We start from the raw sequence: 12,149 nt of genomic DNA on the forward strand, positions 1-12,149 counted from the left end.
GCCTTGCCGTGCGACTGTGAAAACCCGATTAGTGACGGATTATTGGCATGGCGAAGAGCGACGCAGCAGTAAAAGACCCCGCAACCAAAGGCAAACTCAAGCTGATTATCGTGATCGTGGTGGCCCTGCTGCTGGCGATCGGTGTGTCCGTGGGGGCGACCTGGTACTTCATGCACAGCGCTCAGAGCAAGCCTGCCGCCGCCGAGGCGCAAGTCGCTCCCGTCGGCAAACAGCCAGCGATTTTCGAGTCGATGGCGCCGGCTTTCGTCGCCAACTTCAACCAGAACGGTCGCCAGCGCTACATGCAAGTGAGCATCACCATGCTCGCGCGCAACCAGGCAGACCTGGATGCGCTCAAGGTCCACATGCCGGTGATCCGCAATAACCTGGTCATGCTGTTTTCCGGGCAGGACTTCGCGACCCTCGCCTCGCCGGTCGGACAGGAAATGCTGCGGCAGAAAGCCACCGCCAGCGTCCAGGAAGTGGCGCAGAAAGAGCTCGGCAAAGTGGTGATCGAACAGTTGCTTTTCACTAATTTCGTACTGCAGTAGGAACACGACATGGCCGTGCAGGACCTGCTGTCCCAGGATGAGATCGACGCGCTGTTGCATGGCGTCGACGATGGTCTGGTACAGACCGAAAACGCTGCCGAACCCGGCACCGTCAAAAGCTATGACCTGACCAGCCAGGATCGCATCGTCCGTGGACGCATGCCGACCCTGGAAATGATCAACGAGCGTTTCGCCCGCTATACCCGCATCAGCATGTTCAACATGCTGCGTCGCTCGGCGGACGTGGCGGTCGGCGGCGTGCAGGTGATGAAGTTCGGCGAATACGTGCACTCGCTGTACGTGCCGACCAGTCTCAACCTGGTCAAGATCAAACCCCTGCGCGGCACCGCGCTGTTCATCCTCGACGCCAAGCTGGTGTTCAAGCTGGTGGACAACTTCTTCGGCGGTGACGGCCGGCACGCCAAGATCGAAGGGCGTGAATTCACCCCGACCGAACTGCGTGTGGTGCGCATGGTGCTGGAGCAGGCGTTCGTCGATTTGAAGGAAGCCTGGCAGGCGATCATGGAAGTCAACTTCGAGTACATCAACTCGGAAGTGAACCCGGCCATGGCCAACATCGTCGGCCCGAGCGAGGCCATTGTGGTGTCGACCTTCCACATCGAACTCGATGGCGGTGGCGGCGACCTGCACGTGACCATGCCGTACTCGATGATCGAGCCGGTGCGCGAAATGCTCGACGCCGGCTTCCAGTCGGACCTCGACGACCAGGACGAGCGCTGGGTCAACGCCCTGCGCCAGGACGTGCTGGACGTCGACGTGCCGATCGGTGCGACGGTGGCCCGTCGTCAGTTGCGCCTGCGCGACATCCTGCACATGCAACCGGGGGATGTGATCCCGGTCGAGATGCCGGAAGAAATGATCATGCGCGCCAACGGYGTGCCGGCCTTCAAGGTCAAGATGGGCTCGCACAAGGGCAACCTGGCGTTGCAAGTGATCGAGCCGATCGAGCGCCGTTGACCGGCGCTCGTACCCATTCGCGATTAACCGAATTCTGAATTTTTGCTCGCCGAGGACACTGACAATATGAACATGCAGGACGATCAGGCACTGGCCGATGAATGGGCTGCGGCCCTGGAAGAAACCGGCGATGCCGGGCAGGCCGACATCGACGCCTTGCTGGCCGCCGATTCCGGCAGCTCCGCGTCCAACCGCCTGCCAATGGAAGAGTTCGGCAGCGTGCCGAAAAACAACGACCCGGTCAGCCTCGAAGGCCCGAACCTGGACGTGATCCTCGATATCCCGGTGTCGATTTCCATGGAAGTGGGCAGCACCGACATCAACATCCGCAACCTGCTGCAACTGAACCAGGGTTCGGTGATCGAGCTCGATCGCCTGGCCGGCGAGCCGCTGGACGTGCTGGTCAACGGCACGCTCATCGCCCACGGCGAAGTGGTGGTGGTCAACGAGAAGTTCGGCATCCGCCTGACGGACGTGATCAGCCCAAGCGAACGCATCAAGAAGCTGCGCTGAGTGAAAAAGGTTCTGGGGGCTTTGCTGTGGGCAACGCTGGTCATGCCGTTCAGCGTGCTGGCGGCCGAACCGGTCGCAACGGCGACCACGGCTGCTGCGCCGGCGGTGAGCAGTGGTGTGGCTGGGCAACTGACGCAACTGGTGTTCGGCTTGCTGCTGGTGCTGGGGCTGATCTTTCTCCTCGCCTGGTTGCTGCGTCGGGTCCAGCAGGCCGGTCCGGCCGGCAAGGGGCAGGTGATCGAGATTGTCGGCTCCCGCGCGCTGGGGCCGCGCGACCGGCTGATGCTGGTGCAGGTCGGCAACGAGCAGATTCTGCTCGGCCTGAGCCCCGGCAACATTGCTGCGCTGCATGTGCTCAAGGAGCCGGTGCAAGTGCCGAGTACCGAGAAGCCGACGCCGGAATTTGCCCAGCGCCTGTTGGAGATGCTGGGTAAAGATCAGAAGGATAAGAAGTAATGGGTGCGCTACGCATCGTCTTGACGCTGGCCCTGATGCTGGCCGCGCCACTGGCATTCGGCGCCGATCCGCTGTCGATCCCGGCCATCACCCTGGGCACCAATGCGCAGGGGGCGCAGGAGTACTCGGTCAGCCTGCAAATCCTGCTGATCATGACCGCGCTGAGTTTTATCCCGGCGTTTGTCATGCTGATGACCAGTTTCACCCGGATCATCATTGTCTTCTCGATCCTGCGCCAGGCCCTGGGCTTGCAGCAGACACCGTCGAATCAGATCCTTACCGGCATGGCGCTGTTCCTGACCCTGTTCATCATGGCGCCAGTATTCGACCGGGTGAACCAGGACGCCTTGCAGCCGTATCTGGCGGAAAAACTGACGGCCCAGGATGCGGTCGCCAAGGCGCAGGTGCCGATCAAGAACTTCATGCTCGCCCAGACCCGCACCAGCGATCTGGAGCTGTTCATGCGCCTGTCCAAGCGCACTGACATCGCGACGCCGGATCAGGCGCCGCTGACCATCCTGGTACCGGCCTTCGTGACCTCCGAGCTGAAAACGGCGTTCCAGATCGGCTTCATGATCTTCATTCCGTTCCTGATCATCGACCTGGTCGTGGCCAGTGTGTTGATGGCCATGGGGATGATGATGCTCTCGCCGCTGATCATTTCCCTGCCGTTCAAGATCATGTTGTTCGTGCTGGTGGATGGCTGGGCGCTGATCATCGGCACGCTGGCCAGCAGCTTCGGCGGTGTCTCGCCATGACGCCGGAAGTAGCGGTCGACATCTTCCGCGAAGCGCTGTGGCTGACCACCATGATGGTGGCGATCCTGGTGATTCCAAGTTTGCTGGTGGGCTTGCTGGTGGCGATGTTCCAGGCCGCCACCCAGATCAACGAACAGACCCTGAGCTTCCTGCCGCGCCTGCTGGTGATGCTGGTGACGCTGATCGTCGGCGGTCCATGGATGGTGCAGACCTTCATGGATTACATCCTGCAGTTGTACGGCAGCATTCCTCAGGTCATCGGCTAAACCATGTCACTGCTTGCGCTGACCGATACGCAGATCAGCACTTGGGTGGCGACGTTCATGTTGCCGCTGTTTCGCGTCGGCTCCTTGCTGATGGTCATGCCGGTGTTCGGCACGACCTTGCTGCCGCGGCGCATTCGCCTGTATTTCGCGCTGGCCATTACCGTGGTCATCGCGCCGGGCTTGCCGCCGATGCCGCCGGTGAATGCCCTGGATCTGAGCGGGCTGTTGCTGATTGCCGAGCAGATTCTCATCGGTGCGGTGATGGGCTTCTCCTTGCAGCTGTTCTTTCAGGCCTTTGTGGTGGCCGGGCAGATCGTCGCCATCCAGATGGGCATGGGCTTCGCTTCCATGATCGACCCGGCCAACGGCGTATCGACGGCGGTGATCGGGCAGTTTTTCACCATGCTGGTGACGCTGCTGTTCCTGTCCATGAACGGTCATCTGGTGGTGTTCGAGATCCTCACCGAGAGTTTCACCACGTTGCCGGTGGGTGGCGGCCTGATGGTCAATCACTACTGGGAACTGGCCGGCAAGCTCGGCTGGGTGCTCGGTTCGGCGTTGTTGCTGGTGCTGCCGGCGATCACCGCGCTGCTGGTGGTCAACATCGCGTTTGGCGTCATGACCCGGGCGGCGCCGCAACTCAATATTTTCTCGGTCGGCTTCCCGCTGATCCTGGTGCTTGGGCTGTTCATCGTCTGGGTCGGGCTGGCGGACATTCTCAACCAGTATCAACCGCTGGCCTCCGAGGCCTTGCAGTTATTACGCGAAATGGCGCGGGCGAGCTGAGTCATGGCTGAGAGCGAAAGCGGTCAGGACAAAACAGAAGACCCCACGGAGAAGCGCAAGCAGGACTCCCGTGAAAAGGGTGAGGTAGCCCGGTCCAAGGAACTCAACACCCTGGCGATCATGCTGGTCGGTGCCTCGGCGCTGCTGATTTTTGGCGGCGCCATGGCGCAGGACATGATGGAGCTGATGCGCATCAATTTCTCGCTGCCGCGGGAAGTGATACTGGATCAGCGCTCCATGGCCACCTACCTGATGCGCTCGGGGCAAATTGCCCTGTGGTCGATCCAGCCCGTGATGATCACCTTGGTGCTGGCCGCCATCATCGGTCCGATTTCCCTGGGTGGCTGGCTGTTCGCGGCGAGTTCCATGGCGCCCAAATTCAGCCGCTTGAACCCCGGTCCCGGCCTCAAGCGCATGTTCTCGACCAAGTCGCTGATCGAACTGCTCAAGGCTTTGGCCAAGTTCATCATCATCCTGTTCGTGGCGCTGGCGGTGTTGTCATCGGACATCGATGACCTGCTGCGCATCGCCCATGAGCCCTTGGACAGGGCGATCATTCACAGCCTGCAAGTGGTGGGCTGGAGCACCTTGTGGATGGCGTGCGGGCTGATCCTGATCGCTGTGGTGGATGTGCCGGTGCAGCTCTGGGAAAGCCACAAGAAACTGCTGATGACCAAGCAGGAAGTGCGTGACGAGCACAAGGATCAAGAGGGGCGGCCGGAGGTCAAGCAGCGGATTCGACAGCTGCAGCGCGAGATGTCCCAGCGCCGGATGATGGCCGCCATTCCCGAGGCTGACGTGGTCATCACCAACCCGACGCACTACGCCGTGGCCCTCAAGTACGACCCGGAAAAGGGTAATGCGCCGGTATTGCTGGCCAAGGGCAGCGACTTCCTGGCCCTGAAGATCCGTGAGATCGCGGCGGCCAACGAGATCCTGCTGCTGGAGTCGCCGGCGCTGGCGCGCTCGATCTACTACTCCACCGAGCTTGAGCAGGAAATTCCCGGCGGGCTGTACCTGGCGGTCGCGCAGGTGCTGGCTTACGTTTATCAGATTCGACAGTACCGGGCGGGCAAGGGCAAGCGACCGGATCCGCTCAAGGATGACCTGCCGATTCCGCCGGATCTGCGCCGCGATTCCTGATTTCGCGTTGTCTCTGCCGACCTCTTCGCTGGCAATCGAATTGCGCAATGAAACCCTCTATCCCAATCCCTCGCAAAAGTTGGAAAGCTTCTTGCAGTAGCCGCTCTGCGCCTGCTTCGGGCGTCAAAAGTTTGCTTTAAAGGAACGGGGAAAACCGGTGGATCGCTCTCAGTTAATCAACAGTGCCCGCAGCAACATTGCCGACCTCAGTCGAGGCAATCTGGGCGTGCCGCTGTTGTTGCTGGTCATGCTGGCGATGATGATGTTGCCGGTGCCGCCGTTCCTGCTGGACGTGTTCTTCACCTTCAACATTGCCCTGTCCATCGTCGTGCTGCTGGTGTGCGTCTACGCCTTGCGGCCGCTGGATTTCGCGGTGTTCCCGACCATTCTGCTGGTGGCGACGCTGTTGCGCCTGGCGTTGAACGTGGCCTCCACGCGGGTGGTGATGCTCCACGGTCAGGACGGTCATGCGGCGGCCGGCAAGGTGATCCAGGCGTTCGGCGAGGTGGTGATCGGCGGTAACTACGTGGTCGGTATCGTGGTCTTCGCGATCTTGATGATCATCAACTTCGTCGTGGTGACCAAGGGCGCGGGGCGGATTTCCGAGGTGAGCGCGCGTTTCACCCTCGATGCGATGCCCGGCAAGCAAATGGCGATCGACGCCGACCTCAACGCCGGCCTGATCGATCAGGCCCAGGCCAAAGCCCGTCGTTCGGAAGTGGCCCAGGAAGCCGAGTTCTACGGCTCCATGGACGGTGCCAGCAAATTCGTCCGTGGTGACGCCATCGCCGGGCTGTTGATCCTGTTCATCAACCTGATCGGCGGCATGGCGGTCGGTATCTTCCAGCACAACATGAACTTCGCCGACGCCGGCAAGGTGTATGCGCTGTTGACCATCGGTGACGGTTTGGTGGCGCAATTGCCATCACTGTTGTTATCGACAGCCGCCGCGATCATGGTGACCCGTGCTTCCGGTTCGGAAGACATGGGCAAGCAAATCAATCGCCAGATGTTCGCCTCGCCCAAGGCGCTGGCGGTGGCGGCAGGCTTGATGGCGGTCATGGGCCTGGTGCCCGGCATGCCGCACTTCTCGTTCCTGAGCATGGCGGCCCTGGCGGCCGGTGGCGCTTACCTGTTCTGGAAAAAGCAGAACGTCGCCAAGGTGCAGGCCCTGCAAGAGGTCAAGCGCCAGCAGGAGTTGCTGCCGTCGCCTGCCCGCGCCCAGGAAACCAAGGAGCTTGGCTGGGATGACGTGACGCCCATCGACATGATCGGCCTTGAAGTGGGTTATCGCCTGATTCCGCTGGTGGACCGCAACCAGGGTGGCCAGTTGCTGGCGCGGATCAAGGGGGTGCGCAAGAAGCTGTCCCAGGACCTGGGCTTCCTGATGCCGACCGTGCATATCCGCGACAACCTCGACCTGGCGCCCAGTGCCTATCGCCTGACCCTCATGGGGGTGATCCTGGCCGAAGCAGAGATTTACCCGGATCGCGAACTGGCGATCAACCCGGGACAGGTCTACGGCACGCTCAACGGCATTACCGCCAAAGATCCGGCTTTCGGTCTGGAGGCGGTCTGGATTGAAATCAGCCAGCGCGCCCAGGCGCAATCCCTCGGTTATACGGTGGTCGATGCCAGTACCGTAGTGGCTACCCACTTGAACCAGATTCTCTACAAGCATTCCAGTGAACTGATCGGTCACGAAGAAGTGCAGCAGCTCATGCAATTGCTGGGCAAAAGCTCGCCGAAACTGGCCGAGGAGCTGGTGCCTGGCGTGGTTTCGCTGTCGCAGCTGCTCAAGGTGCTGCAAGCTCTGTTGGCCGAGCAAGTGCCGGTGCGCGACATCCGCAGCATTGCCGAGGCCATCGCCAACAATGCCGCCAAGAGTCAAGATACCGCCGCGCTGGTGGCTGCCGTGCGGGTTGGCGTATCCCGTGCAATCGTGCAAAGCATTGTAGGCACTGAGTCGGAGCTGCCAGTCATCACGCTGGAGCCAAGGTTGGAACAGATATTGCTCAATAGTCTGCAAAAGGCCGGGCAAGGCTCGGAAGAGGGCGTTCTGCTGGAGCCAAGCATGGCTGAGAAGCTGCAACGTTCGTTGATCGACGCAGCGCAGCGCCAGGAGATGCAAGGTCAGCCGGTGATTCTGCTGGTGGCCGGTCCGGTTCGCGCGATGCTCTCGCGATTCGGCCGGCTCGCAGTCCCGGGTTTGCACGTGTTGGCTTACCAGGAAATCCCTGACAACAAGCAAGTGACCATCGTTGCGACAGTAGGGCCCAACGGCTGAGGTAGTGGTTTATGCAAGTTAAGCGTTTTTTCGCCGCCGATATGCGTCAGGCCATGAAGCTGGTTCGCGATGAGCTGGGCGCTGATGCCGCCATCATTGGCAACCGCCGGATCGCCGGGGGTGTCGAGCTGACGGCAGCGCTGGATTACAAGTTGTCGGCGCTGGCGCCGCGGGTTCCGAACATGGAACTCGAAGACGAGCTGCGCAAGACTCAGTCGCGGATCGTCACTGCCCAGGCCGAACTGAGCCTGCGTGGCGTCGGCGAGAGCGATAATGCGACCAATCGCCAGTTGTTCGCCGGCTTGCCGCTCACCGCAGCCGAGCCGTTGATCGAGCCGACCTACGCCGAACCCCGTCGCCCCGCACCGGCCGCTGCACCAGCCTCCACTGGCGTGGACCCGCGGGCGTTCGACTCGATGCGATTCGAGCTCAACAGCTTGCGCGAGCTCATGGAAGTCCAGCTGGGCTCCCTGGCCTGGAATCAGCTGCAAGGCAGCCGTCCGGACCAGGCCAACCTCTGGCGTCGCCTGCAACGCATTGGCCTGTCAGGCCCGTTGTCGCGCGACCTGCTGGCGCTGATCAGCGAAATCGAAGAACCTCGTCAGGCCTGGCGCATGTTGCTGGCGCACCTGGCGCGCATGATCGTTACCCCCGAAGTCGAGCCGCTGGAGGAGGGCGGTGTGATCGCCATGGTCGGCCCAGCCGGCATGGGCAAGACCACCACCCTGGCCAAGCTGGCGGCCCGTTACGTGCTCAAGTACGGCGCGCAGAACATTGCACTGGTGAGCATGGACAGCTTCCGCATCGGTGCCCAGGAGCAGCTCAAGACCCTGGGGCGCATTCTCAATGTGTCGGTGACCCACGTCGATCCGGGCCAGTCCCTGGTGCAGGCGCTGGAACCCTTGCTGCGCAAGCGCGTGGTGCTGATCGATACCGCCGGCCTGCAGGCCAGCGATCCGGCCCTGCGCATGCAACTCGAAAGCCTGGCCGGTCGAGGCATCCGCTCGAAAAATTATCTGGTCCTGGCAACCACCAGCCAGAAACAGGTTCTAACCGCCGCCTATCATAGTTACAAGCGTTGCGGGCTCGCGGGCTGCATCCTGACTAAACTGGATGAAACGGCTAGTCTGGGCGAGGTGTTGAGCCTGGCCATCAGTCATGAGCTGCCGGTGGCCTACCTGACCGATGGCCCGCGGATTCCGGATGATCTCCATCTGCCGCGCCGTCATCAGTTGGTCAGTCGCGCCGTCAGCGTGCAAATGCAGGAAGAACCCAGCGAAGAAGCCATGGCTGACATGTTCGCTGATATTTACCACAGCCAAACCAAGCAGGTTGGCTAAGGTAGTAATGAACAGTTTTTGTACCTACATCGATGGTCTGCCATGCATTGTTCCGATTGTGAACGCGCAGCCAGTAATGTGGCCTCCGTCTATGCAAGACAAGGTAAAGAAATAACATGGGCAGCATGCATCCCGTACAGGTGATCGCGGTGACCGGCGGCAAAGGTGGCGTCGGGAAAACTAATGTGTCAGTGAACTTGTCCCTGGCTCTGGCTGAGCTTGGCCGGCGCGTCATGCTGTTGGACGCCGACCTGGGGCTGGCGAACGTCGACGTTCTGCTGGGCCTGACACCCAAACGTACCCTGGCCGACGTGATCGAGGGCCGCTGCGAACTGCGCGATGTACTGCTGCAGGGACCCGGCGGCATCCGTATCGTTCCGGCCGCATCCGGCACTCAGAGCATGGTGCATCTGAGCCCCGCGCAACACGCCGGCCTGATCCAGGCCTTCAGCGATATCGGCGACAACCTCGACGTATTGGTGATCGATACCGCGGCGGGCATTGGTGACTCGGTAGTCAGTTTCGTTCGCGCAGCCCAGGAAGTGCTGCTGGTGGTGTGCGACGAGCCGACCTCGATCACTGACGCCTACGCCTTGATCAAATTGCTTAACCGTGACTACGGCATGAACCGCTTCCGCGTCCTGGCCAACATGGCCCAGAGCCCGCAGGAAGGGCGCAACCTGTTCGCCAAGTTGACCAAGGTCACGGATCGCTTCCTCGACGTCGCCCTGCAATACGTCGGCGCGGTGCCCTACGACGAAAGCGTGCGCAAGGCCGTGCAGAAGCAGCGCGCCGTCTACGAGGCCTTCCCGCGTTCCAAGTGCTCGCTGGCATTCAAGGCCATCGCACAGAAGGTCGATACCTGGCCGCTGCCTGCCAACCCGCGCGGGCACCTGGAGTTTTTCGTCGAGCGCCTCGTGCAGCAGACAGCAGGACCGGTTCTATGACAGCAAGCGGTTACAACCTCTACAAAAAATCGGCGCGTGATGCGCAGTACGAGCTGATCGAGCGTTACGCGCCGCTGGTTAAACGCATTGCCTACCACTTGTTGGCGCGCCTGCCGGCCAGCGTCCAGGTCGAAGACCTGATCCAGGCCGGGATGATCGGCCTGCTTGAGGTGTCGACCAAATATGACGCCAGCAAAGGCGCCAGTTTCGAGACGTACGCGGGCATTCGAATCCGCGGCGCCATGCTCGATGAGGTGCGCAAGGGGGACTGGGCGCCACGTTCGGTTCACCGCAATACGCGCATGGTCAGCGACGCCATTCGCTCGATTGAAGCGAAAACCGGCCGTGACGCTAAAGATCACGAAGTTGCGGCCGAACTCCAATTGAGTCTCGACGATTACTACGGGATTTTGAACGACACCCTGGGCAGCCGGCTCTTCAGTTTCGACGACCTGTTGCAGGACGGCGAACACGAAGGGCTGCACGAGGATGGCGCGAGTGCTCATATCGAGCCGTCACGCGATCTGGAAGATGAACGCTTCCAGGCTGCGCTGGCGGAGGCGATTGCCAATTTGCCGGAGCGTGAGCGACTGGTGTTGGCGCTGTACTACGACGAAGAGTTGAACCTCAAGGAAATCGGTGAGGTCCTGGGGGTCAGCGAATCTCGGGTCAGCCAGTTACACAGCCAGTGCGCGGCCCGTTTGCGGGGGCGTTTGGGGGAGTGGCGAGCGCGCTGAAGGCAGTGTGGGGGACACTGCGAACGAGGCCGGTGTGGTGTTGAACTGCGCCGGTCGCGATCTGTTGTGCTCCAGACAGTCATCGAGTGCTTTGCCGGATTGATTGAAATGGCGCGTCCAGGTGCTGGGCGCGTTTAAGACTGCTTGGAGGTCGAATTGGACAAGAACATGAAAATCCTCATCGTTGATGACTTCTCAACGATGCGGCGGATCATCAAGAACCTGCTGCGTGACCTTGGGTTCACCAACACCGTCGAGGCCGACGATGGCACTACCGCCATTCCGGTGCTCAACAGCGGAAGCATCGACTTTCTGGTAACGGACTGGAACATGCCTGGCATGACCGGTATCGATCTGCTGCGCCACGTGCGTGCCGATGAAAAGCTCAAGCACCTGCCGGTGCTGATGGTGACCGCTGAAGCCAAGCGCGAGCAGATCATCGAAGCGGCCCAGGCCGGCGTTAACGGCTATGTGGTCAAACCCTTCACGGCCCAGGCGTTGAAAGAAAAAATCGAGAAGATTTTCGAACGCATCGGTTGATGAGTGCGCCACGGGGGAGCTATGGGCAATAACGAAACTTCATTGGGCGACTTTGAGTCGACCCTGAAAAAACACGCCGTCGAATTGGTCGAGAGCCTTGAAAAAGGCAAGTTCGGCGACGCGGTGCAATTGATCCATGAGCTCAACCAGACCCGTGACCGCGGCCTGTATCAGGAAGTGGGCAAGCTCACTCGCGAACTGCATAGCGCGATCGTCAATTTCCAGATTGACCCGCACATGCCGCAAGCCGAAGAAGTGTCCCAGATCACCGACGCCACCGAGCGTCTGGGCTATGTGGTCAAGCTGACCGAGGCTGCGGCCAACCGCACCATGGATCTGGTGGAAAGTGCCACGCCGCTGGTCAATGGCCTGGCGGATGAAGCCCAGGCCTTGAGCACGGACTGGGGACGCTTCATGCGTCGCGAAGTCGGCGCCGAAGAGTTTCGTGAACTGGCCCGCCGGGTCGACGGGTTCCTGACGCGCAGCGGCACGGACAATCGCGCAGTGTCGGGCAACCTCAACGACATCCTGCTCGCCCAGGATTACCAGGACCTCACAGGCCAGGTGATCAAGCGTGTGACCCAGTTGGTCACCGAAGTTGAAAGCAACCTGCTCAAGCTCGTGCTGATGGCCAGTCAGGTGGACCGCTTTGCGGGCATCGAACATGACCGTGAAGCGATGCTTGCTGAAAAAGATCCACAAAAACATCTCTCTCAGGGTGAAGGTCCGCAGATTCATGCCGATAAAAGAGAAGACGTTGTGTCCGGTCAGGACGATGTGGACGATTTGCTATCCAGCCTGGGATTCTAAATTTTAGAGTTTTAGGTTTTTTGGGTTTTTAGACCTG

Annotated in this window: 14 protein-coding genes; all 14 read left to right on the forward strand. The window is 60.8% G+C overall.

All coding sequences use genetic code 11. The features are described from left to right. Nucleotides 1-47: 47 nt before the first annotated feature. A complete protein-coding gene (fliL, locus tag AC1DVH_RS01970; RefSeq protein WP_477752419.1) occupies nucleotides 48-551 on the forward strand; it encodes a flagellar basal body-associated protein FliL in 504 nt (167 codons plus the stop codon). A 9-nt stretch (nucleotides 552-560) separates the two neighbouring features. Further along, the gene (gene fliM / locus AC1DVH_RS01975) at nucleotides 561-1,529 is read left to right on the forward strand and encodes a flagellar motor switch protein FliM (RefSeq protein ID WP_057398369.1); all 969 of its coding nucleotides are present in this window, start codon (nucleotides 561-563) and stop codon (nucleotides 1,527-1,529) included. 66 nt (nucleotides 1,530-1,595) lie between these two features. Further along, nucleotides 1,596-2,042: a flagellar motor switch protein FliN gene (gene fliN, locus AC1DVH_RS01980; RefSeq protein ID WP_477752420.1), complete on the forward strand. Its 447-nt coding sequence runs from the start codon at nucleotides 1,596-1,598 to the stop codon at nucleotides 2,040-2,042. After that, nucleotides 2,043-2,498: a flagellar biosynthetic protein FliO gene (fliO, locus tag AC1DVH_RS01985; RefSeq protein WP_477752421.1), complete on the forward strand. Its 456-nt coding sequence runs from the start codon at nucleotides 2,043-2,045 to the stop codon at nucleotides 2,496-2,498. Next, nucleotides 2,498-3,256, forward strand: a complete 759-nt coding sequence (fliP, locus tag AC1DVH_RS01990) for a flagellar type III secretion system pore protein FliP (protein WP_429487482.1) — start codon at nucleotides 2,498-2,500, stop codon at nucleotides 3,254-3,256. Before fliO ends, fliP begins: the two co-directional genes overlap by 1 nt. Beyond that, a complete protein-coding gene (gene fliQ / locus AC1DVH_RS01995) occupies nucleotides 3,253-3,522 on the forward strand; it encodes a flagellar biosynthesis protein FliQ (protein ID WP_007983364.1) in 270 nt (89 codons plus the stop codon). Before fliP ends, fliQ begins: the two co-directional genes overlap by 4 nt. A gap of 3 nt (nucleotides 3,523-3,525) precedes the next feature. After that, on the forward strand, nucleotides 3,526-4,308 hold the full coding sequence (gene fliR / locus AC1DVH_RS02000) for a flagellar biosynthetic protein FliR (protein ID WP_108218653.1): 783 nt from the start codon (nucleotides 3,526-3,528) through the stop codon (nucleotides 4,306-4,308). Between the two features lie 3 nt (nucleotides 4,309-4,311). Beyond that, the gene (gene flhB, locus AC1DVH_RS02005; protein WP_477752422.1) at nucleotides 4,312-5,451 is read left to right on the forward strand and encodes a flagellar biosynthesis protein FlhB; all 1,140 of its coding nucleotides are present in this window, start codon (nucleotides 4,312-4,314) and stop codon (nucleotides 5,449-5,451) included. 157 nt (nucleotides 5,452-5,608) lie between these two features. Further along, a complete protein-coding gene (flhA, locus tag AC1DVH_RS02010; protein ID WP_477752423.1) occupies nucleotides 5,609-7,738 on the forward strand; it encodes a flagellar biosynthesis protein FlhA in 2,130 nt (709 codons plus the stop codon). A gap of 11 nt (nucleotides 7,739-7,749) precedes the next feature. Then, nucleotides 7,750-9,078 carry a flagellar biosynthesis protein FlhF gene (gene flhF, locus AC1DVH_RS02015; RefSeq protein ID WP_477752424.1) on the forward strand — a complete coding sequence of 443 codons (1,329 nt, stop codon included), beginning with the start codon at nucleotides 7,750-7,752 and terminating at the stop codon, nucleotides 9,076-9,078. Between the two features lie 116 nt (nucleotides 9,079-9,194). Then, a complete protein-coding gene (gene fleN, locus AC1DVH_RS02020) occupies nucleotides 9,195-10,025 on the forward strand; it encodes a flagellar synthesis regulator FleN (RefSeq protein WP_008001746.1) in 831 nt (276 codons plus the stop codon). Then, nucleotides 10,022-10,762, forward strand: a complete 741-nt coding sequence (gene fliA / locus AC1DVH_RS02025; protein WP_223461391.1) for an RNA polymerase sigma factor FliA — start codon at nucleotides 10,022-10,024, stop codon at nucleotides 10,760-10,762. Before fleN ends, fliA begins: the two co-directional genes overlap by 4 nt. 168 nt (nucleotides 10,763-10,930) lie before the next feature. Beyond that, nucleotides 10,931-11,302: a chemotaxis response regulator CheY gene (locus tag AC1DVH_RS02030; protein ID WP_003183998.1), complete on the forward strand. Its 372-nt coding sequence runs from the start codon at nucleotides 10,931-10,933 to the stop codon at nucleotides 11,300-11,302. A 21-nt stretch (nucleotides 11,303-11,323) separates the two neighbouring features. After that, the gene (locus AC1DVH_RS02035; protein ID WP_477752425.1) at nucleotides 11,324-12,112 is read left to right on the forward strand and encodes a protein phosphatase CheZ; all 789 of its coding nucleotides are present in this window, start codon (nucleotides 11,324-11,326) and stop codon (nucleotides 12,110-12,112) included. Nucleotides 12,113-12,149 lie beyond the last annotated feature (37 nt).

The sequence above is a fragment of the Pseudomonas sp. P4_C3 genome (assembly GCF_056402075.1).